This window comes from Pseudomonas sp. HN11 (assembly GCF_021390155.1).
Taxonomy (GTDB): domain Bacteria; phylum Pseudomonadota; class Gammaproteobacteria; order Pseudomonadales; family Pseudomonadaceae; genus Aquipseudomonas.
Window position 1 is genome coordinate 402,238 of the sequence record NZ_CP089985.1, and the last position, 24,043, is coordinate 426,280.

The 24,043-nt window shown below is 60.8% G+C and carries 23 protein-coding genes; 6 read left to right on the forward strand and 17 right to left on the reverse strand.

The window, feature by feature from the left end:
* Window positions 1–4: 4 nt before the first annotated feature.
* The 6 genes from LVW35_RS01850 to ubiE are packed head-to-tail and all read right to left on the reverse strand — an operon-like array spanning window position 5 to window position 4,073.
* Window positions 5–283 carry a twin-arginine translocase TatA/TatE family subunit gene (locus tag LVW35_RS01850; protein WP_233893438.1) on the reverse strand — a complete coding sequence of 93 codons (279 nt, stop codon included), beginning with the start codon at window positions 281–283 and terminating at the stop codon, window positions 5–7.
* 26 nt (window positions 284–309) lie between these two features.
* Window positions 310–642: a phosphoribosyl-ATP diphosphatase gene (locus LVW35_RS01855; RefSeq protein WP_003209299.1), complete on the reverse strand. Its 333-nt coding sequence runs from the start codon at window positions 640–642 to the stop codon at window positions 310–312.
* Between the two features lie 2 nt (window positions 643–644).
* The gene (hisI, locus tag LVW35_RS01860; RefSeq protein WP_012721796.1) at window positions 645–1,037 is read right to left on the reverse strand and encodes a phosphoribosyl-AMP cyclohydrolase; all 393 of its coding nucleotides are present in this window, start codon (window positions 1,035–1,037) and stop codon (window positions 645–647) included.
* Between the two features lie 41 nt (window positions 1,038–1,078).
* A complete protein-coding gene (gene ubiB / locus LVW35_RS01865) occupies window positions 1,079–2,683 on the reverse strand; it encodes a ubiquinone biosynthesis regulatory protein kinase UbiB (protein ID WP_233893439.1) in 1,605 nt (534 codons plus the stop codon).
* The gene (locus tag LVW35_RS01870) at window positions 2,680–3,303 is read right to left on the reverse strand and encodes a ubiquinone biosynthesis accessory factor UbiJ (RefSeq protein ID WP_233893440.1); all 624 of its coding nucleotides are present in this window, start codon (window positions 3,301–3,303) and stop codon (window positions 2,680–2,682) included. The genes ubiB and LVW35_RS01870 overlap by 4 nt, the downstream gene beginning before the upstream one ends.
* Complete coding sequence (ubiE, locus tag LVW35_RS01875) at window positions 3,303–4,073, reverse strand: bifunctional demethylmenaquinone methyltransferase/2-methoxy-6-polyprenyl-1,4-benzoquinol methylase UbiE (RefSeq protein WP_003171186.1); 771 nt, start codon at window positions 4,071–4,073, stop codon at window positions 3,303–3,305. Before ubiE ends, LVW35_RS01870 begins: the two co-directional genes overlap by 1 nt.
* Window positions 4,074–4,217: 144 nt before the next feature.
* Between ubiE and LVW35_RS01880 the strand changes: the two genes are divergently transcribed.
* The 3 genes from LVW35_RS01880 (at window position 4,218) to LVW35_RS01890 (ending at window position 6,016) form a co-directional block, all read left to right on the forward strand.
* A complete protein-coding gene (locus tag LVW35_RS01880) occupies window positions 4,218–4,493 on the forward strand; it encodes a polyhydroxyalkanoic acid system family protein (protein ID WP_233893441.1) in 276 nt (91 codons plus the stop codon).
* Window positions 4,494–4,597: 104 nt separating this feature from the next.
* Window positions 4,598–5,020 (forward strand): phasin family protein, encoded by a 423-nt coding sequence (locus LVW35_RS01885; protein WP_233893442.1) that lies wholly within the window; start codon window positions 4,598–4,600, stop codon window positions 5,018–5,020.
* A 12-nt stretch (window positions 5,021–5,032) separates the two neighbouring features.
* Window positions 5,033–6,016, forward strand: coding sequence for a phasin family protein (locus LVW35_RS01890; protein WP_233893444.1), 984 nt, complete (start codon window positions 5,033–5,035; stop codon window positions 6,014–6,016).
* 49 nt (window positions 6,017–6,065) lie between these two features.
* Here the strand turns inward: LVW35_RS01890 and LVW35_RS01895 are convergent, their stop codons facing one another.
* From LVW35_RS01895 to LVW35_RS01940, 10 genes are all read right to left on the reverse strand, one after another.
* The gene (locus LVW35_RS01895; protein WP_095014376.1) at window positions 6,066–6,686 is read right to left on the reverse strand and encodes a TetR/AcrR family transcriptional regulator; all 621 of its coding nucleotides are present in this window, start codon (window positions 6,684–6,686) and stop codon (window positions 6,066–6,068) included.
* A gap of 27 nt (window positions 6,687–6,713) precedes the next feature.
* The gene (gene phaC / locus LVW35_RS01900) at window positions 6,714–8,396 is read right to left on the reverse strand and encodes a class II poly(R)-hydroxyalkanoic acid synthase (RefSeq protein ID WP_233893446.1); all 1,683 of its coding nucleotides are present in this window, start codon (window positions 8,394–8,396) and stop codon (window positions 6,714–6,716) included.
* Window positions 8,397–8,484: 88 nt separating this feature from the next.
* Window positions 8,485–9,330 (reverse strand): poly(3-hydroxyalkanoate) depolymerase, encoded by an 846-nt coding sequence (phaZ, locus tag LVW35_RS01905; RefSeq protein WP_233893448.1) that lies wholly within the window; start codon window positions 9,328–9,330, stop codon window positions 8,485–8,487.
* 87 nt (window positions 9,331–9,417) lie between these two features.
* On the reverse strand, window positions 9,418–11,097 hold the full coding sequence (phaC, locus tag LVW35_RS01910) for a class II poly(R)-hydroxyalkanoic acid synthase (RefSeq protein ID WP_233893450.1): 1,680 nt from the start codon (window positions 11,095–11,097) through the stop codon (window positions 9,418–9,420).
* Window positions 11,098–11,346: 249 nt separating this feature from the next.
* Window positions 11,347–11,724, reverse strand: a complete 378-nt coding sequence (locus LVW35_RS01915; RefSeq protein WP_010213778.1) for a gamma-butyrobetaine hydroxylase-like domain-containing protein — start codon at window positions 11,722–11,724, stop codon at window positions 11,347–11,349.
* A gap of 83 nt (window positions 11,725–11,807) precedes the next feature.
* On the reverse strand, window positions 11,808–13,145 hold the full coding sequence (hslU, locus tag LVW35_RS01920) for an ATP-dependent protease ATPase subunit HslU (protein WP_233893451.1): 1,338 nt from the start codon (window positions 13,143–13,145) through the stop codon (window positions 11,808–11,810).
* A 36-nt stretch (window positions 13,146–13,181) separates the two neighbouring features.
* Entirely contained in the window at window positions 13,182–13,712 is a 531-nt protein-coding gene (gene hslV, locus LVW35_RS01925) for an ATP-dependent protease subunit HslV (protein WP_003171209.1), read from the reverse strand.
* A 155-nt stretch (window positions 13,713–13,867) separates the two neighbouring features.
* The gene (locus LVW35_RS01930; protein WP_233893452.1) at window positions 13,868–14,569 is read right to left on the reverse strand and encodes an SPOR domain-containing protein; all 702 of its coding nucleotides are present in this window, start codon (window positions 14,567–14,569) and stop codon (window positions 13,868–13,870) included.
* Window position 14,570: 1 nt separating this feature from the next.
* Window positions 14,571–16,307, reverse strand: coding sequence for an arginine--tRNA ligase (gene argS / locus LVW35_RS01935; protein WP_233893453.1), 1,737 nt, complete (start codon window positions 16,305–16,307; stop codon window positions 14,571–14,573).
* A gap of 110 nt (window positions 16,308–16,417) precedes the next feature.
* On the reverse strand, window positions 16,418–18,637 hold the full coding sequence (locus tag LVW35_RS01940) for a primosomal protein N' (RefSeq protein WP_233893454.1): 2,220 nt from the start codon (window positions 18,635–18,637) through the stop codon (window positions 16,418–16,420).
* Between the two features lie 215 nt (window positions 18,638–18,852).
* On the opposite strand from LVW35_RS01940, the gene rpmE reads away from it, so the two are divergent.
* The 3 genes from rpmE (at window position 18,853) to LVW35_RS01955 (ending at window position 21,357) form a co-directional block, all read left to right on the forward strand.
* Window positions 18,853–19,086, forward strand: a complete 234-nt coding sequence (gene rpmE, locus LVW35_RS01945; RefSeq protein WP_005784030.1) for a 50S ribosomal protein L31 — start codon at window positions 18,853–18,855, stop codon at window positions 19,084–19,086.
* 14 nt (window positions 19,087–19,100) lie between these two features.
* Window positions 19,101–19,907 (forward strand): thermonuclease family protein, encoded by an 807-nt coding sequence (locus LVW35_RS01950; RefSeq protein WP_233893455.1) that lies wholly within the window; start codon window positions 19,101–19,103, stop codon window positions 19,905–19,907.
* Window positions 19,908–20,088: 181 nt separating this feature from the next.
* Window positions 20,089–21,357, forward strand: coding sequence for a malic enzyme-like NAD(P)-binding protein (locus tag LVW35_RS01955; protein ID WP_016979185.1), 1,269 nt, complete (start codon window positions 20,089–20,091; stop codon window positions 21,355–21,357).
* 131 nt (window positions 21,358–21,488) lie between these two features.
* Here LVW35_RS01955 and LVW35_RS01960 read toward each other — a convergent pair whose 3' ends face one another.
* Window positions 21,489–23,948 (reverse strand): penicillin-binding protein 1A, encoded by a 2,460-nt coding sequence (locus LVW35_RS01960; protein WP_442799659.1) that lies wholly within the window; start codon window positions 23,946–23,948, stop codon window positions 21,489–21,491.
* Window positions 23,949–24,043: the final 95 nt, after the last annotated feature.

Below are 24,043 nucleotides of genomic sequence, written 5' to 3' on the forward strand. Positions count from 1 at the left end.
GTGCTCACGAGTCTTTGCGGGTCGGCTCTTCGACTTTCTCAGCCTGCACGTCGAAGGTGCGACGCTCGGTGATCGGCTGGGTGGCCTGCGGGTGCACAGGCTGCGTCGGAGGCACCGGGTTGGCGGCCGGGTCGGCGGGTTTTTCGTCGTCGTTCATGGCTTTACGAAAGCCCTTGATCGACTCGCCCACGTCGGTGCCCAGATTCTTGAGTTTCTTGGTGCCGAACACCAGTACCACCACCACCAGAATGACGATCCAGTGTTTCCAGTCAAAAATGCCCATGCTGCAAATCCTCTAGTCTTGGTTATTCAGGCGGACGGGCGCGAGGCTTTCTCGGCATGCCCGGACAAGCCGAAGCGTCGGTCCAGTTCATCCAGCACAGCCTGCGGATGCTGCCCCAGTTGGGCGAGCATGACCAGGCTATGGAACCACAAGTCGGCGGTCTCGTAGATGACATCGCTGCAGTCGCCGCTGATCTGCGCGTCCTTGGCGGCGATGATGGTCTCGACGGATTCTTCGCCGAGTTTCTCCAGGATCTTGTTCAGGCCCTTGTGGTACAGGCTGGCGACGTAGGAGCTGTCGGCATCCGCGCCTTTGCGGTCTTCCAGCACCTGGGCCACGCGGTTCAGGGTATCGCTCATGTCTAGTGTCCTGCCGAGTAGATGGCGTGCGGGTCTTTGAGCACCGGCTCCACGACTTTCCATTCGCCGTTCTCGAACACGCGATAGAAGCAGCTGTGACGGCCGGTGTGGCAGGCGATGTCGCCGATCTGCTCGACCTTGAGGATCACCACGTCGGCGTCGCAGTCGATGCGCATCTCGTGCAGGGTCTGCACGTGCCCGGATTCTTCGCCCTTGCGCCACAGTTTGCCACGCGAGCGTGACCAGTAAATGGCGCGCTGCTCAGTGGCGGTGAGGCTCAGGGCCTCGCGGTTCATCCAGGCCATCATCAGCACGCGCCCGGTCTTGTAGTCCTGGGCGATGGCCGGCACCAGGCCGTCACTGTCCCACTTGATCTCGTCCAGCCAGTCTTTCATGTTCGGCTCCGGCAATTTGCGACAGTGTATAACCGGATTGGCTATCGACGCACGATCAGATAAACACCCACGGCGACCATAATGTCGGCCGGCCAGTGACCCAGTTGGTTCAGCGGGCCACCGATGGCCAGCATCACCCCGCCGACCAAGTGAGCGGCGCCCAGCAGCCGCAGGAACCAGTCGTCCTTGCGCTGCTTCCAGGGCGGCGCCGGGTCCTTGGCGTGGGGCTGGGACATGCGTTCCAGCAGGTCGCGGGTCATGTTGGCCAGGTGCGGCAGTTGCTCCATCTGGCTGTGCAGGTTGCCCAGTACGGTTTTCGGGCTCATGCGCTCACGCATCCAACGCTCCAGGAACGGTTGGGCGGTGTTCCACAAGTCGAGATCGGGATACAGCTGGCGACCCAGCCCTTCGATGTTCAGCAGGGTTTTTTGCAACAGGACCAGCTGTGGCTGCACCTCCATGTTGAAGCGCCGTGCGGTCTGGAACAGGCGCATCAGCACCTGGCCGAAGGAAATATCTTTTAACGGTTTTTCGAAGATCGGCTCGCACACGGTACGGATTGCCGCTTCGAATTCGTTGAGCTTGGTTTCCGCCGGCACCCAGCCCGAATCGATGTGCAACTGTGCCACGCGGCGATAGTCACGCTTGAAGAAGGCGAACAGGTTGCGCGCCAGGTAATCCTGGTCTTCCGGGGTCAGGCTGCCGACGATGCCGCAGTCGATCGCGATGTATTGCGGGCTCCACGGGTTCACGGTACTGACGAAGATGTTGCCGGGGTGCATGTCGGCGTGGAAGAAACTGTCGCGGAACACCTGGGTGAAGAAAATCTCCACGCCACGCTCGGCGAGCATCTTCATGTCGGTACGCTGGTCGGCCAGGGTTGCGAGGTCGGTGACCTGCACGCCGTAGATACGCTCCATCACCAGCACCTTGGAGCGGCACCAGTCCCAATACACTTGGGGCACGTACAGCAGCGGCGAGCCTTCGAAGTTGCGCTTGAGCTGGCTGGCGTTGGCGGCTTCGCGCAGCAGGTCGAGTTCGTCGTAGATGGTTTTTTCGTAGTCGGCGACCACGTCTACCGGATGCAGCAGGCGCGCATCGGCGCTGAAGCGCTCGGCGGCGCGGGCGAGGATGAACAGCCACGCCAGGTCCTGGCCGATGATCGGCTTGAGGCCGGGGCGGATCACTTTCACCACCACTTCTTCGCCGGTCTTGAGCTGCGCTGCGTGCACCTGGGCCACGGAGGCCGAGGCGAGAGGCTCGACGTCGAAGCGGCTGAAGACTTCGCTGATTTTCTTGCCCAGTTGCCCCTCGATGAGCTTCATCGACAGCTGGGGATCGAACGGCGGCACGCGGTCCTGCAGCAGCATCAACTCGTCGGCGATGTCTTCGGGCAGCAAGTCGCGGCGGGTCGAGAGGATCTGCCCGAACTTGATGAAAATCGGCCCCAGGTCCTGCAGCGCCAGGCGCAGGCGCGCGCCACGGCTCAGCTCCAGCTTCTTGCGCGGCAACCAGCGCCACGGCAGCACATAGCGCACCGCCAGCAGGAACCACGGCAGGGGTAGGGCGAACAGCAGGTCATCGAGGCGGTACCGGATTACGACGCGCTGGATACGAAACAAACGGCGGACGGCGAGCAGCTTCATGCGTTATCGCTTGGATCAAGGGAACGGCTCAGGCGCTCGAAGCGTGCCTCAAGGCGTTCCAGGTCGATTTTGGCCTTGTCGAGTTCACGAAAGCGCGCTTGCGCCTCACGTTCTCCGACCAGGGTGCGCGATTCTTCGCTCAGGTATTCGGCGAGGTTCTGGTTGAGGCTGGCGAACCCTTGCTGGTACCAGCGCGAACGGCTGCGCAGGTGCCCGCTGATCAACTGGGTGGCGACGGGGCCGATCCAGCGCGACAGCTCGTATTCCCAGTCCAGTTCCAGGTCCTGCAACACGGCCGCCAGGTCCATCAACACCGAGCTGTCGCCTTCCAGCTCCACTTCGGCGCTGTGCAGGATGGCGGTCTTGTTGCGGCTCAGGGCCAGGTGCAGCAGGCTCGATGCCGGCGCACGCAGGGTGCAGTCGGCGTCGGCGGCCCATTGGGTCGCGAGCATCAGGCCTTCATCGCTGGGCAGGATAAACAGCTGCAAGGTGGGGCTGCGGCAGTCGACGGCAATGACTTTGCCGTTGAGGTGCGCAAGCCGCGCCAGGGCGGTGCTGTCCAGGCGCAGTACACGGTTGAGGCCGTGTTCAACGCTGGCGAGAAGGCCTTTGATCAGCATCAGGGCTTGATGCCGCGGTGCAGGGCGACGATGCCCGAGGTCATGTTGTGGTAGGTGACGCGGTCGAAACCGGCCTCTACCATCATCGACTTCAGGGTTTCCTGGTCGGGGTGCATGCGTATCGATTCGGCCAGGTAGCGATAGCTTTCGGCATCGTTGGTGATCAGCTTGCCCATCAACGGCATGAAAGCGAACGAGTAAGTGTCGTAGACCTTGGACATCAGCGCGTTGGTTGGCTTGGAGAACTCCAGCACCAGCAGGCGGCCACCCGGCTTGAGCACCCGCAGCATCGAGCGGATCGCGTCTTCCTTGTGGGTTACATTGCGCAGCCCGAAGGCGATGGTCACGCAATCGAAATGGTTGTCGGGGAACGGCAGCTTTTCAGCGTCGGCCTGGACGAACTCGATATTGCCCGCCACGCCCTTGTCGAGCAGGCGGTCACGGCCGACCTTGAGCATCGAACCGTTGATGTCCGCCAAGACCACCTGACCGGTCGGGCCGACGAGCTTGGAGAACTTGGCGGCCAGGTCGCCTGTGCCGCCGGCGATATCCAGCACGCGGTTGCCGGTGCGCACGCCAGACAACTCGATGGTGAAACGCTTCCACAGACGGTGCATGCCGCCCGACAGCACGTCGTTCATCAGGTCGTACTTGGCCGCGACCGAGTGGAACACCTCGGCGACTTTTTCCGCTTTCTGGCTTTCCGGGACGTTCTTGAAGCCGAAGTGAGTGGTGGGTTCGGCATCGCTGCCTTTGCGCTGATCAGTCATATCGCTGTCACCAAAAGAGAATGCGGGACATGATAATCCCCAAGGCCTGCTTTGTCTTGGCAAGGCTGCAGGTAAGATAGGTCATCACAGAGACCTTTTGCCGCATGGAAGGTTTACAACTCGCTATAAAGAGGAGTCATTGCAATGGCCCGTATAACCGTTGAACGTGCACATTCCCTGGGTAAAGAAGACGCACGGGCAAAGGCCGACAAGTTGGCGCTCAAACTCAAGGAGCAATATGGCCTGGAGTCGTCGTGGTCCGGTGATACCTTGAGCCTCAAGCGTTCAGGGGTTAAGGGCACTGTATTAGTCGCCGACGATTCGTTGCGCATCGACGTTGAGCTGGGGCTGTTGATGTCGGCCATGAGTGGGACCATCAAGTCCGAAATTGAAAAGGCCGTGGATAAGGCGCTGGCGTGATCAACCTGTTCTTAGGGTGCCGATTCTAATTTTCCAGCCTACTTTGTGCCCAAGCCCTCAACTCTGCGGGCCGTTCCTCCACCCTATTCTGCGTGAGGTGCACCATGGCCAAAGTTATCTTGAAGAAAAAAATCGACACCCAGACCACTACCCTGAGCGAGGTTAAATCCTACGCCCGCAAAATCTGGCTGGCAGGACTTGGCGCGTATATCAAGGTCGGAAGCGAGGGCAGCGATTACTTCAAAGAGCTGGTTAAAACCGGTCAACACGTTGAAAGTAAAGGCAAAAAAGTTGCTGTTGAACAACTTGAGGCCGCCAACAGTCAGATTGATCAAGTAAAGAGTAATGTCTCCGCCGTCAAAGGTCTGGTAGAAGTTCAGCTGGATAAAGTTGAAAAAGCTTTTGATACTCGTGTTGCCAGTGCCTTGAATCGAATCGGCATTGCGTCTAAACATGACGTTGAGACACTCTCTGCTAAGCTCGAAGAGCTGACGACATTGCTAGAACGTGTCGCGCGTAAACACTAAGGAGACATCGGGATGGCTGTTAAAAAGACTACTCAGAAAGAAGGCAGCTCGTGGGTCGGGGAAGTTGAAAAATATTCCCGTAAGATCTGGCTTGCTGGTTTAGGCGTGTACTCGAAGGTTAGCAGTGACGGCGGCAAGTACTTCGAGACTTTGGTCAAGGACGGCGAAAAGGCCGAGAAGTTGACCAAGACCACGGTGGGCAAAAAAGTTGAAGCGGCCAAGGCAACTGCCGGTTCCGCCAAGTCGAGCATTTCTGACACGTGGGGCAAGTTGGAAGAAACTTTCGACAAACGCCTTAACAGTGCCATTTCACGACTGGGCGTGCCGAGCAAGGCTGAACTGAAAACACTGAACAGTAAGGTCGATACGCTGACCAAGCAAATCGAAAAACTGACCGGTGCTAAAGTGGCTCCCGTGAAAACGGCTGCTGCAAAAACGGCTGCCAAGCCAGCGGCTAAAACCGCAGCGGCCAAACCTGCTGCGAAAGCTGCCGCCAAGCCTCTGGTAAAAGCTGCCGCCAAGCCGGCAGCCAAACCCACTGCCAAAGCGGCCGCTAAACCAGCCGCCAAGCCAGCGGCTAAAACTGCTGCAGCCAAACCTGCCGCTAAATCGGCTGCTAAGCCGGTGGCCGCTAAAGCCGCTGCCAAGCCTGCCGCAAAACCTGCAACCAAGGCCGCTGCTAAACCTGCCACCAAGCCAGCGGCCAAAACTGCTGCCGCAAAACCTGCTGCCAAGCCAACCGCTGCGAAGCCAGCAGCCAAACCGGCCGCCGCGAAACCAGCAGCCAAACCTGCTGCAGCCAAGCCAGCGGCAAAACCAGCCGCCGCGAAGAAGCCAGCAGCAGCAAAAAAACCGGCAGCAGCCAAGCCAGCTGTTGCGGCCAAGCCTGCTAATGCGCCAACCGCTTCCACAGCCAACTCGGTGTCCGCACCGGCCCCTGCTGCTGTGACCTCGACTGCAACGCCGGCAACCCCGACGCCATCCAGTCAGTCCTGATTTTTTCCAGGACACAAAAAATGCCCGGCCTGCAAAGGTCGGGCATTTTTTATGGGGTGTGATCGACGTACTTGAGCGCAAACCGCTCAGTCGCCTGCCGCGCCGGCGGCAGCAAATGCGGCGCCACCAGCATCATGATCTGGTAGACCACCACCTGCACCTCGCCCTCACGGTCAAGAATCCGCTGGTAATCCAACGAGAACAGCAGGGTCATGGTGATCTGTTCCACCAGTTGCCCCAGGGCCTGGGTGCTGCTGACCAATTGCCCCGCCGCTTTCAGTCGCGCCAGTAAAGATGCCAGAGTCCGCTTGAGCGCGGTCAGCAGGTTGCGAATGCCCTTGGCCAGCTTCGGCAGGCGCCCTGCCAGGTTCGACAGGTCCTGGAACAAGAACCGGTAATGCGCCATGCGCTCGACGATCAGGTGCAGGAATAGCCAGTAATCTTCCGCCTCCAGTTGCGCGTCCGCCGGTGGATCCAGCAGCGGAGCCAGCTCATTCTGGAAGCGTTCGAACAACCCGAGTACCAGCGGCTCCTTGCCGTGGAAGTGGTAGTAGAGGTTGCCGGGACTGATCCCCATTTCATTGGCCACCTCCATGGTCGACACGTTCGGCTCGCCCTTTTGGTTGAACAACTGCAGGGCACATTCAAGGATACGGTCGCGGGTCTTCATCCAGTCTTCTTAATGTGATCGTTGAGCTCAACGCACCCGCACATAGGTGCCGGGCGCCGCTTCCATCGGTGGGTAGTTCTGGCTGCCCAGGGCAGTAAGGGTTTCGCGTTGCACGCCGGAGCGCTGCTGGATCCACGCCAGCCACCGCGGCCACCAGCTGCCTTCGACGTGGTTGGCGTCGTAGTACCAGGCGCGCGGGTCGCTGCTCAGCTTGGGGTTCTCGACGTAATTGGCCTTGGGGTTGCCCGGCGGGTTGAGAATGCTCTGGATATGCCCGCTGTTGGACAGCACGAAGCGCCGCTCGCCGCCCAGCAGCTGGGTGGAGCGATACACCGCATCCCACGGCGTGATGTGGTCGTTGATGCCCGCCACGCTGAAGCTGTCCACCGTGACCTTCTGCAAATCGATAGGCGTGCCGCATACCTCCAGGCCACCGGGATGACTCAGCGGATTGTGTTTGAAGAAGTCCAGCAGGTCGCCGTGCAGCGCGGCGGGCAGGCGTGTGTTGTCGTTGTTCCAGTACAGGATGTCGAAGGCCGGTGGCTCCTTGCCCAGCAGGTAGTTGTTGACCCAGTAGTTCCAGATCAGGTCATTGGGGCGCATCCAGGCGAACACCTTGGCCATGTCGCGGCCGTCCAGCACGCCTTGTTGATAGGAGCGGCGCTTGGCGGCTTCCAGGGTCTGCTCGTCGGCGAACAGGCTGGCGGGGCTGTCGATCTGGCTGTCCAGTAGGCTCACCAGGTAGCTGGCGCTGGAGATGCGGCGCAGCTGGCGTTTGGCATGCAGATGGCCTTGCAGCGCGGCGATGGTCAGGCCGCCGGCGCAGGCGCCCATCAGGTTGACTTCGCGGGCGCCGGTGATGGCGCGGCATACGTTGAGTGCTTCTTCCAGCGCAGCCACATAGGTGGACAGCCCCCATTCGCGATGGCGCACGTCCGGGTTGCGCCAACTGATCATGAAGGTCTGCAGGTCGTTTTTCAGGGCGTACTGCACAAAACTGTTGGCCGGGCTCAGGTCGAAAATGTAGTACTTGTTGATTTGCGGCGGCACGATCAGTAGCGGCCTGGCGTACTGCTTTTCGCTCATGGGCTTGTACTGGATCAGCTCCAGCAGCTCATTGCGAAACACCACCGAGCCTGGGGTGGTGGCGACCGTCTTGCCCACTTCGAAGGCGTGCTTGCTCACCTGGCGCGGCAGGGCATTGTTGTGCACAAGGTCTTCGAACAGGTTGCTCACGCCTCGCACCACGCTGTTGCCGCCGGAGTTGAGCAATTCCTTGATCGCCAGCGGGTTGAGCAGTGTGTTGGACGGCGAGACCGCATCGTTGATCAGCGAGAAGGCAAAGTGCGCACGGGCGCGGTCATCGGCGCTCAGGGTGCTGTCATCAATCCATTGACGGGTCTGCTTCTGCCAGCTCAGATAGGCTTGCAGGCTACGCCGGTACACCGGGTTGAGTTTCCAGGTGGGGTCGGTGAAGCGGCCGTCGTTGGGGTTGGGCTCGTGCACCGTTTCGCCCAGCAGGACGCGCCCCAGCTGACCACTCAAGGCCCAGGCATGGCGGGCGGTATGCACCGGGTTACGCAAACCATGGGCGGCAACGCTGCGCAGGGTCGACAGCAGGTCCCGACCGCGCAGGCCGGTGATCGCATTTTGCGCATTGATGAACGCGGCAGGGGTGGGCGCCGGGTTCGTCACGGGTCTTTCTCGCATGAGCCAACACTCCTTCGTCAAGCCACCAAACAGGCACGCCAGTTCAGAACCATAGCCGGTTCCTGGCAAGTTGCGCGGCGGTGTGTCCTTACACGGCCGGTCGCGGATGAATCACCGCACGCATGCGCTCCTCTTCGAGAAATTTCATGATGATCGGCGCGACGGCTTCCGCCCGGGTGATGAGGAAGAGGTGGCCGTCATCAATGATGTGCAACTGTGCATTGGGAATGCGCCAGGCCAACATGCGCATGTTGATCAGTGGGATCAGCGGGTCGTCATCCCCTGCCAGCACCAGGGTGGGTTGGCGGATCTTGTGCAGCCAGTGGATGCTGGTCCAGCCCAGCCCGGCGAACAGCTGCCAGTAGTAGCCCAGCTTGCCGGCCGAGCGCACTTTGCTGGCGTGCTCGGCGGCCAGTTTCGAATCGCGGCGGAACGAGCCACCATAGATCATCGGTGCAATGCGCACGACATGGGACGGTTGGATGTAACGGCGCGGGCTGGCCATCAGCCACAGTACTTTGGGTTTGCCCGGCACCATCACCGCGCCCGCCGCCGTGGCCGCGAGGATCAGCTTCTTGCAGCGTTCCGGATAGTCGTAGGCGAACTGCTGCGCCAACGCGCCGCCCCAGGACACGCCCACCGCGTTCACCTGGCCATAGTCCAGGTAATCGAGCATGCGTGCGGCGAGTTTGGCCAGACCGGGAAAGCGGTACGGTCGATTGGGCGTGGATGAACCGCCTACACCAGGCACATCGAAGGCGATCACTTCCAGGTCCGGGTCCAGCGCCTGGACGAACGGAAACACCAACTCAAGGTTGGCGCCGATGCCATTGAAGATCAGCAGCGGCGTCAAGTGGGGCTTGCCCGGGCGCACCGCCGTGCGGATGGTCTGGCCATCCAGGTCTATGGTGCGGAAGATGAACGGTTGCGGCATGGGAAAACCCTGCGGGTTAGAGGGGAAGCAGCTTCAAGCCACAAGCTGCAAGCCGAATGCAGTCAACTTGCAACTTGTCGCTTGCCGCTATCTTTCATGTACATAAGTGCCCGGCGCAGCTTCCGCCGCCGCGTACGTCTTGTTACCCAAACTTGTCGGCGCTTTCTTCAACTTCCCCGCCCGCTCCGCCTGCCACGCCTGCCAATGCAGCCACCAGGAGTCGGTGTGCTTGGTGGCATTCTCCTGCCATTCCAGCGGCTTCGCCGTCAGGCTGTCACTGGTTTGATAACGCGCCTTGGGGTTGCCTGGCGGGTTGAGGATGCTTTGGATATGCCCACTGCTGGACAGCACGAACTCCACCTTGCCGCCAAACAGCTGTGCCGACTTGTAGCAGGATTGCCACGGCGTGATGTGGTCATTGGTGCCGGCCAGTGAATAAATATCGGCAGTGACTTGCTTGAGGTCGATGGGCGTGCCGCATACTTCCAGGGCATTGGCCCGCACCAGTGGATTGTTCTTGAACAGCTCGATCAGGTCGCCGTGGAAGGCCGCTGGCAAACGCGTGGTGTCGTTGTTCCAGAACAGGATATCGAACACCGGCGGTTCGTTACCCAGCAGGTAGTTGTTGACCCAGTAGTTCCAGATCAGGTCGTTGGGGCGCATCCAGGCGAACACCTTGGCCATGTCGCGGCCTTCCAGCACGCCGGCCTGGTAGGAATGGCGCTTGGCCGCTTCCAGCGTCTGCTCATCGACGAACAGTGCCACCTGGGTGTCCAGGGTGGTGTCGAGCACACTCACCAGCAGAGTCAGGGCGTTGACCTTCTTTTCCCCCAGCGCCGCGTAATGGCCGAGCAGTGCGGTACAGGTGATGCCGCCGGAGCAAGCGCCGAGCATATTCACATCTTTGCTGCCGGTAATCGCCGTCACTACATCGACCGCTTCCTTGAGCGCTTCGATATAGGTCGACAGGCCCCACTCGCGTTGGGCCTTGGTCGGGTTGCGCCAGCTGACGATGAAGGTTTGCTGGTTATTGCGCAGGCAGAAACGCGCCAGGCTCTTTTCCGGGCTCAGGTCGAATACATAGAATTTGTTGATCTGCGGCGGCACCACCAGCAGCGGGCGTTCGTGCACCTGTTCGGTGATCGGCTTGTACTGGATCAACTCCAGCACGTCATTGCGAAACACCACCGCGCCTTCGGTAGTGCCCAGGGTCTTACCCACTTCAAAGGCACCCATGTTGACCTGGCTCGGCATGCCGCCGTTGTGCACCATGTCCTTGGCCAGGTGGGACAGGCCATCGAGCAGGCTCTTGCCGCCGGTTTCAAAGAAGCGTTTGACCGCCGCCGGGTTGGCCGCGCTGTTGGTGGGCGCCATGGCTTCGGTCATCAGGTTGATCACGAAGTGGCCACGGCTGATGTCCTGTTCCGACAGGTTGCTGTCGCCGATCCAGTCGTGCAGTTCCTTGCGCCACGCCAGGTAGGTTTGCAGGTAGCGTTTGTAGAGCGGGTTCTGGGTCCAGGCCGGGTCCAGGAAACGACGGTCGTCGCTCTCCGGCACCAACACGGATTTGCCGAACATCACGTTCTTCAATTCGACGCCAAAATGCGCGACGTGCTTGACGCTGTGCAACGGTTGTTTGATGGCTTGGGTCAGCACCATCTTCGCCGAGGCGAGCAAATCCTTTTTACGTAACGCGATGATCGGGTTGAGCCCCAGGGTGTTTTCCGAGGCCTGGCGTTTCAAGTCATCGTTGTTCTTGTTACTCATCTACGACGCTCCATTGTCCGAAAGACGAGTACCGGGGACCGCTGCGCACCCAGTTTCGATACACAACACAAGCCTGGTACTGCGACTCGGATGACCGTTGATACCGCATCGTCAAATGCAGGGAACTTGCCAGTTCCATTGGTTACCCGAGTTTAATTTTTTTCGCAAGCGGACCAATCGTTGGCCACGCGACAGGGCATTCAAGCAGATGAAATTAGAAAATGCCCTCTAAAGAGCAAGACCCCTGGGCTAGAGCATCAGCCGCACGACCGACTGATCCGGATCGCGGGTTTTGCCGGCCGCTTTGAGTTCGGCCAGATAATCGGCCCACAACGCGTCCTGACGCACGGCCAGTTGGTAGAGATAGTCCCAAGTGAACAGTCCGCTGTCATGGCCGTCGTCGAAGGTCAATTTCAGTGCGTACTGGCCGGCCGGTTCAACCTTGGTCAACCGCACATTGAGCTTGCCGAATTGCAGGATGGGTTTGCCATGACCCTGGACCTCGGCGGAAGGCGAGTGGGTGCGTAGCAGTTCGGCGGGGAGTTGATACACCTCGTCGGGCCCGTAGGTGAGGCCGAGGGTGTTGGAGGTTTTGTGGAGGTTTACAGCGGTGGGGAATTTAGACATGGGTGCCTCCTGCGGCAAGCCTTAAGCTACAAGCGGCAAGTTGAATGGGCTCAACTTGAAGCTTGTAGCTTACAGCTTGAACTCTACAGAATGTAGCGCGACAGATCTTCGTTCTGCGCCAATTCGCCCAAGTGGTTGTTGACGTATTCAGTGTCGATCTTGATCACTTCGCCATTCTGCGCGCCAGCCAAATCGCCAGCACTGAAGGACACTTCCTCCAGCAGACGCTCCAGCAAAGTGTGCAGGCGACGTGCGCCGATGTTCTCGGTCTTCTCGTTGACCTGCCAGGCGATCTCCGCCAGGCGCTTGATGCCGTCCGGTTGGAACTCTATCCCTAAGCCTTCGGTTTTCAGCAGCTCACGGTATTGCTCAGTGAGCGAAGCGTGCGGCTCGCTGAGGATGCGTTCGAAGTCGCCCGGCGTCAGTGCCTTCAGCTCCACGCGAATCGGCAGGCGGCCTTGCAGCTCCGGCACCAGGTCACTTGGCTTGCTCAGGTGGAACGCACCGGAGGCAATAAACAGGATGTGGTCGGTCTTGACCATGCCCAGCTTGGTGTTCACGGTGCAGCCTTCGATCAGCGGCAGCAGGTCGCGCTGCACACCTTCACGGGACACGTCGACACCCCCGGAGTTGCCGCGCTTGGCGACCTTGTCGATCTCGTCGATAAACACGATGCCGTGCTGCTCGACTGCTTCCAGGGCCTTGGCCTTGAGTTCTTCCTCATTGACCAGGCGCCCGGCTTCTTCGTCGCGCACCAGTTTGAGTGCTTCCTTCACCTTGAGCTTGCGGCTTTTCTTCTTGCCCTTGCCCATGTTGGCGAACAGGTTCTGCAACTGGCTGGTCATTTCTTCCATGCCAGGTGGAGCGGAGATGTCGACACCGGAGACTTCAGCGACTTCAATCTCGATTTCCTTGTCGTCCAACTGGCCTTCACGCAGGCGCTTGCGGAACAACTGACGGGTGTTGGAATCCGAGGCCGGTGCGGCGTCTTCGTTGAAGCCCATGCGTGCCGGTGGCAGCAGGGCGTCGAGGATACGCTCTTCGGCGGCGTCTTCGGCGCGGTGGCTGACCTTGGTTACTTCCTGTTCGCGCAGCATTTTCAGGGCGGCGTCGGCCAAATCACGAATGATCGATTCGACGTCCCGGCCCACGTAGCCCACTTCGGTGAACTTGGTGGCTTCGACCTTGATGAACGGCGCATTGGCCAGCTTGGCCAGGCGACGGGCGATTTCGGTTTTACCGACGCCGGTAGGACCGATCATCAGGATGTTTTTCGGCGTTACTTCAACGCGCAGTTCTTCGGGCAGTTGCATCCGGCGCCAGCGATTACGCAGCGCAATGGCCACGGCGCGCTTGGCGTCGTCCTGGCCGATGATATGGCGATTGAGTTCATGGACGATTTCGCGGGGAGTCATGGACATAGTGTTTGGCGGCCTCAAGCGGAATAAGCCTATGGCTTACTCGGCGAGGTCCTGCTCCTCAATGGTCTGGTTGTGGTTGGTGAACACGCAGATATCACCGGCGATGCCCAAGGCGGTCTCGACGATTTCACGAGCCGACAGGTCGGTTTTCTTCAACAGTGCGCTGGCTGCCGCTTGGGCGTAGCCACCGCCGGAACCCATGGCGATCAAGCCATGTTCAGGCTCAACCACATCGCCGTTGCCGGTGATGATCAGTGAGGCGTCTTTGTTGGCGACGGCCAGCATGGCTTCCAGGCGGCTGAGGGAGCGGTCGGTGCGCCATTCTTTGGCGAGTTCGACGGCGGCGCGCACGAGGTGGCCCTGATGTTTTTCCAGCTGTCCTTCGAAACGTTCGAAAAGGGTGAAGGCGTCGGCGGTAGCGCCGGCAAAGCCCGCGAGAACCTGGCCGTGGTACAGGCGACGCACTTTCTTGGCGTTGCCTTTCATCACGGTATTACCCAGGGAAACCTGGCCGTCGCCGCCCATGACGACTTTGCCGTGGCGACGTACTGAAACGATAGTGGTCAAGGGGAGAGTCTCCACGCAGCGGGGCGAAAATGCCCTGATGGAAACTCATATGGGGGTGGCGGGGGGGATTTCAACCGTAGGAAATGTAGTGAGCGGGGCAAGCCCGCTCACTACAGAAAGCCAGCTCCCACATTTTGATCGGTGTTGAGCTTGAATCAGCGGCTCTGGCGTTGTTGTAACAACAGGTTGCTAAAGCCCGCGCCAGCCAGTTGTTTCTGCGCCACGGTCAGCTGTTCACGGTTGCTGAACGGCCCCACCAGCACGCGATACCAAGTCGCATCCTTCACCGTCCCCGACTCCACCGACACCGTCTGGCCCAGCAGAATGATCTGCGCCCGTACGCGATCCGCATCCGCCTGTTTCGGGAACGAGCCCGCCTGCAGGAAGAACTTGGTCACTGGCGCGGCCTTGGTCTCGGCCACCGGCGGTGCTGGCGGCGGGGTGATCCCGGCCAGCGCGGCCTGGGCGCGGGCGGTATCGATCTTCGCCGCTTCTGCCGGGGTGACCGGTGTAGTCGGTACTTGCGGCGTCGGCAGGGTTTTCTCCGGCACGGCGTCAGGCGGCACGATCACTTCCGATTCCGGCAGCAGCGTGTAGAAATCGTACTTCGGCTTCACTGGGGCAGTCGGGCTCGGCGCCGTCTTGTTGGCTTCGGCCATTTTCGTGGCCTTCTGCTGTTCCTGCTTGACCCGCTTGACGTCATCGCCCTTGCCCGGATCCAGTTTCATCAGGAACACAATAAACGCGCCGACGGTGAGGCCGATCGCCATCCACAACCAGCCCGGGATCGGCTTCTTCGCCGGGGCCTGGTAGCGGCTGGCGCCGCGCTTGGGTGCAGGTTTTTTCTTGGCAGCCAACTTACATACGCTCCAGTGTTTCCAGGCCCAACAGTTCCAGGCCTTGCTTGAGGGTCCGTCCAGCCAGTGCGGCGAGGCGCAGGCGGCTTTGCTTCTGAGCTTCGTCGTCGGCGGTCAGGATCGGGCAGTTCTCGTAGAAGCTGGAGAACAGGCCGGCGACTTCGTACAGGTAGGTGCACAGGATATGCGGCGTGCCTTTCTCGCCGACGCTGTTCAGCACTTCGCCGAATTGCGCCAGTTTGGCGGCCAGTTCCTGTTCGTGCGCAGCTTCCAGGTTGATCTGGCCCTCGACTTCGCTGAAATCCTTGCCCAACTTGCGGAACACGCCGGCCACACGGGTGTAGGCGTACAGCAGGTACGGCGCGGTGTTGCCTTCGAAGTTGAGCATCAGCTCGAAGTTGAAGCTGTAGTCGCTGGTGCGATGCTTGGACAGGTCGGCGTATTTCACTGCGCCGATGCCCACCACGCGGGCGATGTTGCGCAGGTCGGCCTCGGCCAGCTCCGGGTTCTTTTCCTTCACCAGGTTGTAGGCACGCTCCTGGGCTTCGGTCAGCAGGTCGATCAGCTTCACGGTGCCGCCGTCACGGGTCTTGAACGGGCGGCCATCGGCGCCGTTCATGGTGCCGAAGCCCATGTGTTCCATGTGCATCGGGTGGGTGACGAAACCGGCGCGGCGCGCCACTTCGAACACCTGCTGGAAGTGCAGGGCCTGGCGCTGGTCGACAAAATACAGGGCACGATCGGCCTTGAGCACGCCGCTGCGGTAGCGCACGGCCGCCAGGTCGGTGGTGGCGTAGAGGTAGCCGCCATCGGCCTTGACGATGATCACCGGCAGCGGCTCGCCGTCGGCGGTCTTGAATTCTTCGAGGAAAACGCACTGCGCGCCGTTGCTCTCCACCAGCAGGCCGGCGGCCTTGAGGTCGTTGACCACGTTGATCAGGTCGTCGTTGTAGGCGCTTTCGCCCATCACGTCAGCCATGGTCAATTTGACGTTGAGCAGCTCGTAGATCTCCTGGCAGTGCGACAGGGAAATCTCACGGAAGCGGTTCCACAGCTCCAGGCACTCCTTGTCACCGGCTTGCAGCTTGACCACCAGGCCACGGGCGCGGTCGGCGAACTCTTCGGATTCGTCGAAGCGCTTCTTGGCGGCACGGTAGAAATTTTCCAGGTCCGACAGCTCGTTGCTGGTGATCGGGTTTTCTTGCAGGTAGGCCATCAACATGCCGAACTGGGTGCCCCAGTCGCCGACGTGGTTCTGACGGATCACGGTGTCGCCGAGGAATTCCAGTACGCGGGCCACGCCGTCGCCGATGATGGTGGAACGCAGGTGGCCCACGTGCATCTCTTTGGCCAGGTTCGGTGCCGACAGGTCGATAACCACGCGCTGCAGCGGGCCAGCCTTGCGCACGCCGATCTTGGCGTCGGCCAGGGCCGCGTCCAGACGCGAAGCCAGGGCCTGGGTGTTCTGGAAGAAGTTGATGAAGCCAGGGCCGGCAATTTCAGCCTTGGTGACGCTCTCGTCGACAGGCAGTGCGGCGATGATTTTTTCCGCCAGGTCCCGCGGCTTCATGCCGGCAGGCTTGGACAGCATCATCGCGATGTTGCTGGCGAAGTCACCGTGGGTCTTGTCGCGGGTGTTTTCCACCTGGATCGCCGGCGTCAGGCCTTCAGGCAACACACCTTCGTTGACGAGTTGGGTGAGGGCTTGTTGGATAAGCTGGCGAATGGTGTCTTTCATGGTGTTCTCTTTCGACCGCAAGCGGCGGCGCGCGATGCGCAGGTGGAAAAACTGGGCATTATCCGTGGCGAGGGCGGGCTTGCCAACCTTCGCGGGACCTATGGCCAGGCTTAATACAAATCTACCGGGTCTACATCCAGTGACCATCGCACTTGGCGACCGCTGGGCATTTGCTCCAGGGCAAGCAACCAACTACTTAATAGCCGATGCAGGGGCGCGCGTGAGGTTGCTTGCAAGAGTAGCTGAGCCCGGTAGCGCCCGGCGCGGCGCTCCATAGGGGCGGGCACCGGGCCGAGCAGTTCGATGCCGGTCAGGTCCAGTTCGCCGAGCAAACGTTCGGCGGCGCTGCAGGCTTCATCCAGGAAACCTTCGGCTTGCCCGGGTTTGTGGGCTTCGGCACGCAACAGGGCCAAATGGGAAAAAGGCGGCAGGCCAGCGGCGCGACGTTCGCTCAACGCCTGCTCGGCGAAGGCGAAATAGCCTTGTTCGGTCAGTTGGATCAGCAGCGGATGATCGGCCAGGTGTGTCTGGATGATCACCCGGCCTGGCTCTTCGGCGCGGCCCGCGCGGCCGGCGACCTGCACGATCAACTGCGCCATGCGTTCGCTGGCGCGAAAATCCCCGGAGAACAACCCACCGTCGGCATCCAGGATCGACACCAGGGTCACCCGTGGAAAGTGGTGCCCTTTGGCAAGCATCTGCGTGCCGATCAGGATGCACGGGTGGCCTTTCTGGATGGTGGCGAACAGCTGGTTCATTGCGTCCTTGCGCGAGGTGCTGTCGCGGTCGACGCGCAGCACCGGGTAATCCGGGAACAGAATGCCCAGGCGCTCTTCGGCCCGTTCGGTGCCGGCGCCCACCGGTCGAAGGTCGACTTTGCCGCATTGCGGGCAGTGGCGCGGTATGCGCTCCACATGGCCGCAGTGATGGCAACGCAGCTCGCCGTAGCGCTGGTGCACGGTCATGCGTGCATCGCAGCGCTCGCATTCGGACATCCAGCCGCAGTCGTGGCACAACAGCGTCGGCGCAAAACCACGGCGGTTGAGAAACACCAGGACCTGTTGGCCGGCGGCGAGGGTCTGGTCGATGGCTTGTTGCATCGGCCCGGAAATACCGCTGTCCAACGGGCGACTTTTAACATCCAGGCGCAGGAAACGGGGCTGCTTGGCGCCGCCCGCACGCTCGTTCAGGCGTAGGAGGCCGTAACGACCGGTGTAGGCGTTGTGCAAGCTTTCCAGGGACGGCGTGGCCGAGCCCAGCACGATAGGGATGTCCTCCTGGCGTGCGCGCACCAGCGCCAGGTCGCGGGCATGGTAGCGCAGGCCTTCCTGCTGTTTGTAGGAGCCGTCGTGCTCCTCGTCGATGATGATCAGACCTGGGTTCTTCATCGGTGTGAACAGCGCCGAACGGGTGCCGATAATAATGTCGGCCTCGCCATCCCGTGCTGCCAGCCAGGCTTCCAGGCGCTCACGGTCATTGACCGCCGAGTGCACCAGAGCGATGCGTGCGTTAAAACGTTGTTCGAAGCGCGCCAGGGTCTGTGGGCCCAGATTGATTTCAGGGATCAGCACCAGCGCCTGTTTGCCGGCCTGCAGGGTTTCGCGGATTAACTGCAAATAGACTTCGGTCTTGCCGCTGCCGGTGACACCGGCCAGCAGGAACGCGTGGAAACTGTCAAAGCCGGCGCGAATCGCTTCGTAGGCGGCGCGCTGTTCGGGGTTCAGCGGCAGTTCCGGCTGGGCCAGCCAGTGTTCGTGGCGGGCGTCGGGCGCATGCTTGCGGATCTCCACCTGCACCAGGCCCTTGGCCAGCAGCAGGTCGAGGCTGTCCTTGCTCAGCATCAGCTTGCTTAATAGCTGATGAGCCACGCCATGGGGATGCTGCGCCAGTGTGGCCAAGGCTTCACGCTGGCGCGGGGCGCGGGCAATGCGTGGGTCGTCGAGGCGCGCGCCGGGCGCCATCGACCAGAAACGCTCCTGGCGCGCTTCGGCCAGTTCGCCCTGGCGCAACAGCACCGGCAACGCCCAGCTCAGGGTATCGCCCAGGCTGTGCTGGTAATACTGCGCGGTCCACAGGCACAGCTTGAACAGGGCGGGCGGCAGCGGGGCGGCGGCGTCGAGCATGGCCAGCGCGGGCTTGAGCTTTTCCGCTGGCACTTCGCTGTGGTCCGCGACTTCCACCAGAATGCCGATCATTTCCCGTCGGCCAAACGGCACGCGCACGCGCATGCCCGGCTGCAACTGTTCTCGCAGCACGCCGGCCGGGGCCCGGTAATCGAACAGGCGGCGCAGGGGCGAGGGCAGGGCTAGGCGCAAAATGGCGTCGGGCACGCGGGGGGTCTCATATAAAGGCAGGCGGTGGCGCAGGTGCGGGAGCCTAGCAGACAGGGGAGGGCTTGGGTATGCCACGGTTTTCTGATGAAAGGCGGTTTTCACCCGGATACGCGGCTTGCGTGATTAAAAAGGTCTGGTAGAATCCGCGGCCTAATTACGTGCGGTATTCGACAATAGTGTCGAGTGGCGGCACGCTAGCCCGAGGAAGTGCCATGAAAGCCGATATCCATCCAGCGTACGAAACCATCGAAGTCACCTGCAGCTGCGGCAACAAGTTCGAAACGCGTTCGAACCTGTGCAAGCCACTGGGTACTGACGTATGCAACGAGTGCCACCCGTTCTACACCGGTAAGCAGAAAACTCTGGACACCGGCGGCCGTGTACAGCGCTTCGCAGATCGCTTTGGTGCTTTCGGCAAGAAGCCTGCTGCTACTCCAGCAGAGTAAGGCTTAAAAGCCTTATGGGCTTTTGCCAGCTGTTGAAAAAGGCGTCCCTCGTGGGCGCCTTTTTTGTGCCTGGGATTTGGCTTTCAGTGGCCGAGGCGGCGGTATTTTGTCGCGCTCCGGCCTCCCTGACCCAGGTGGAAGTGCAGCGCGTGGTCGATGGCGACACGGTACGCCTCAAGGACGGCCGCAGCGTACGGATGATCGGCCTCAATGCCCCGGAGACCGGCAAGAAGGGCCGGAGCGACGAACCTTACGCCGTCGCTGCCCGTCAGCGCTTGCAGGCATTGGTCGACGCCAGCGGCAGTCGCGTTGGTCTGGTGCCTGGGCGCGAGAGCAAGGACCGGTATGGTCGTACGTTGGCCCACCTCTATGGCGTTGATGGCGAGAATCTTGAGGCGCAACTGCTGGCCGAAGGTTTGGGGTTTCAAGTGGGCGTAGCGCCCAACGTCGATCTTGTGGCCTGTCAGCGGGCGGCTGAAAACAGCGCCCGTCACGCGCGATTGGGCCTTTGGCGGCAATCGCCGGTACAAAGTGTGGCGCAGCTCAAGCAGTCCGGCTTCGCGTTGGTCAGTGGCCGGGTGAACAAGATCGAACGCAATCGCGGTGGAATCTGGATCGAATTGCAAGGTTCACTGGTATTACGCATTGCGCCCGACCTCATCGGACAATTCGACTCTGCAATGCTCAATGGTCTGCAAGATATGACAATCGAAGCGCGTGGCTGGGTGCAGGATCGCGCCAAGCGCGGTGCACTGAAAAATGGACAGGTACGCTGGCTGCTGCCGCTGACTGATCCTGGCATGCTCAAACCGATACGCTAAGAAAAAATTGTAGACATTTTTTTATTCGATTGTGAACAGTTAAGCCCTTGTATCCCGTGGCTCTTGGCCGAAAGTCGTAGCGCAGGGCCCTTGACACCTGTGACTGCCCAGTCTTGTAGGGACTTTACGACACGAGTATCCTCGGCGGTCCGTCGACCAACAGTAAAAGCGGAATGCCGATATGTCTGATTTGAAAACTGCCGCTCTCGAATATCATGCCCATCCTCGTCCAGGAAAGCTGAGTGTAGAGCTCACCAAAGCCACTGCCACCGCTCGCGACCTGTCGCTGGCCTACAGCCCTGGTGTTGCCGAGCCCGTACGTGAAATCGCCCGCGACCCTGAACTGGCGTACAAGTACACCGGCAAAGGCAACCTGGTTGCAGTGATTTCCGATGGCACCGCTATTCTCGGCCTGGGCAACCTCGGCCCATTGGCATCCAAGCCAGTCATGGAAGGTAAAGGCGTGCTGTTCAAGCGCTTTGCCGGCATCGACGTTTTCGACATCGAAGTCGACTCCGAAAGCCCGCAGGCTTTCATCGACACGGTCAAGCGCATTTCCATCACCTTCGGTGGCATCAACCTGGAAGATATCAAGGCACCTGAGTGCTTCGAGATCGAAAAGGCCCTGATCGAACAGTGCGACATTCCGGTATTCCACGATGACCAGCACGGCACTGCGATCGTGACCGCGGCTGGCATGATCAACGCCCTGGAAATCGCTGGCAAAACCCTGGCTGACGCACAAATCGTCTGCCTGGGCGCTGGCGCTGCGGCCATCTCCTGCATGAAGTTGCTGGTGAGCATGGGCGCCAAGCTGGAAAATATCTTCATGGTCGACAGCAAGGGCGTAGTCCAGTCCGAGCGTACCGACCTGAACCAATACAAGGCGATGTTTGCCCACGCGACCGACAAGCGCACTCTGGCTGACGCCCTTGACGGCGCAGACGTGTTCGTCGGCCTGTCCGGCCCGAACTTGCTGAGCGCCGAAGGCCTCAAGTCCATGGCGGCCAACCCGATCGTGTTCGCTTGCTCCAACCCGGACCCAGAGATCTCGCCGGAACTGGCTCACGCTACCCGCAGCGACGTGATCATGGCCACTGGCCGTTCAGACTACCCGAATCAGGTCAACAACGTATTGGGCTTCCCTTTCATCTTCCGTGGCGCCCTGGACGTTCGTGCCAAGCGCATCAACGAAGAGATGAAAGTGGCAGCCGCCAACGCCCTGCGTGAACTGGCCAAGCTGCCAGTGCCCCAGGAAGTGTGCGATGCCTACGGCGGTATCAAGCTGGAATTCGGTCGTGAGTACATCATCCCGAAACCAATGGACAAACGCCTGATCACCCTGATCTCCGATGCCGTGGCCAAGGCCGCCATCGAGACCGGCGTTGCTACCCTGCCGTATCCGAAGCACTACCCGCTGCAAAGCGTGGATGATGTGTTCAACGGCTAAGCCGTAGACCCACAAAAAACCCGGCCTCTGAGCCGGGTTTTTTGTGGGGAAGTTTCTAGCTGCAAGCTGCAAGTCAAGGGCGGGATCACATTGCTCTTTCTTGCAGCTTGTAGCTGACAGCTTGCCGCTCTCTAAAAGAGATCAATTGGCGCCGCCTCATCCGCCGGCAGCGGGCTGCCCGGCACAACGCCATTGCCCAGCTCGTTGACAGACGGCGGCGTGTCTTCGCTCTTGAACAGTTCAAAGTACGCATTCGGCGTGCTTGGCGATGCGGCGCGGCCACTGACCGGGTCGATCCGCAGGCTGAGGATACCCTCCGGCTCCGGCTGGGTGTGTGGCGGCTTGTCCTTCAGGGCTGCGCCCATGTAGCTCATCCAGATCGGCAGCGCGACTGTGCCGCCGAACTCGCGGCGGCCCAGGCTTTCCGGCTGGTCATAGCCGGTCCACACAGTGGTCACGTAATCGGCGTTGTAGCCAGAGAACCAGGCATCCTTGGATTCGTTGGTGGTACCCGTCTTGCCCGCAATATCCGGACGGCCCAGGGCCAGGGCGCGGCGGCCAGTGCCCTTCTTGATCACGTCTTCCAGGATGCTGTTGAGGATGTAGGTGGTACGGCCATCCACAATGCGCTCGGCCACGGCGGGCGCTTGCGGTTCAGTTGCGGCAGCGTTGGCAGCTGGCGCAGCGCCAGGCGTTGGTTCAATGGTGATACCGCCATTGCTCGGTGCTGCCAGGCCATCCGTCGCCGCCACACCGTTGACCACATCCCCCGGTACTCGCGGCGGGTTGGCAGTGAACAGGGTGTCGCCGTTGCGGCTTTCAATCTTGTCGATCAGGTACGGCGCGATCTTGTAGCCGCCGTTGGCGAAGGTGCTCCAGCCTGTGGCGATTTCCATCGGCGTCAGGGTCGCGGTGCCCAGGGCCAGGGACAGGTTTGGCGGCAGGTCCGACTTGGCGAAACCAAAGCGCGTCATGTAATCGATGGTCTTGCCCACGCCCATGGCTTGCAGCAAGCGGATCGATACGAGGTTGCGCGACTTGTACAGCGCCTCGCGGATACGGATCGGGCCGAGGAAGGTATTGGTGTCGTTCTTCGGGCGCCAGACCTTGTCCAGGTATTCGTCGACAAACACGATGGGTGCATCGTTGACCAGGCTGGCGGCGGTGTAGCCGTTATCCAGCGCGGCACTGTAGATGAACGGCTTGAAGCTCGAGCCCGGCTGACGCTTGGCCTGGGTGGCGCGGTTGTAATTGCTCTGCTCAAATGCGAAACCGCCGACCAGTGCGCGGATTGCGCCATTCTGCGGGTCCAGCGACACCAGCGCGCCCTGGGCCAGCGGTACCTGGCTGAATTTGAGGCTGTCGTCCTTCTGGCGCTGCACGCGGATCAAGTCACCCACTTGTGCCACGTCCGACGGCTGCTTCGGCAGCGCGCCCATGCTGTTGGTGTTCAGGAATGGGCGTGCCCATTTCATGCTGTCCCATGCCACATGGGCTTCGCCGGTACGGGTCAGTACCTGTATGCCATCCTTCTGCACCTGGGTGACGATGGCGGGCTCCAGGCCGCTGATCGCGCGTTGTTTGCCCAGCTCGGTGGTCCAGGCGCTGAGGGTCTTGCCCGGCAGGCGCGATTCAGGGCCGCGGTAGCCGTGGCGCTGGTCGTAGGTGATCAGGCCGGAATGCACCGAGTCGTTGGCAATTTCCTGCAGGTTGCTCGGCACGGTGGTGGTGACGCGAAAGCCTTCGGTGTAAGCCTCGCTGCCGTAGCGGCCGACCATCTCGGCACGCGCCATTTCGGCGATATAGGGGGCGTTCACTTCCGGGGTCGGCACGTGGTAGCTGGCGTTCAGTGGTTCGGCAATGGCGCCTTCATACGCGGCCTGGTCGATCTTGCCCAGCTTGTACATGCGCCCCAGGATCCAGTCGCGGCGTTCTTTACTGCGTGCCGGGTTGGCCAGGGGGTTGAAGCGTGAAGGGGCTTTGGGCAGGCCGGCAATCATCGCCATCTGCGCCAGGCTGGCGTCACGGATGGACTTGCCATAGTAGACCTGGGACGCCGCCTCGATCCCGTAGGCGCGGTTGCCCAGGTAGATCTTGTTGACGTACAGCTCAAGGATCTCGTCCTTGGTCAACTGGCGTTCGATCTGCAGCGCCAGGAGGATTTCGGTGGCTTTGCGCGAAAAGCTGCGCTCGCTGGTGAGGAAGAAGTTTTTCGCCACCTGCATGGTGATGGTGCTGCCGCCGGACTGAATGTGTCCGCTTTTTACCAGTTGAGTGGCCGCGCGCACCAGACTGCTGGGGTCGACGCCATAGTGGTTGGCAAAATTATCGTCTTCGGCCGAGAGCAGGGCACTGATGAAATTGGGCGGAATATCGGCAAAACGGATCGGTGTGCGGCGCATTTCGCCGAACTCCGCGATCAGTTTTTCATCGCTGCTGTAGACCCGCAAAGGAATCTGCAACTGGATACTTCTAAGGGCCTCTACGGAGGGCAAACCCGGACTAAGGTAGAGGTAGGCCCCGCTGAGCACGAGCAGCAGCCCGCAAACGATGGCGACAATGGAGTACCCGAAAAACTTCAGCAGACGAATCAAGGCTTTTGGATTTCCAGAGAAAAGAATGAGTTAGGCGTCGGGACATGCATGGCAAACGATGAATCGACCCGAGCGGCAGATAAAAAGCGGAA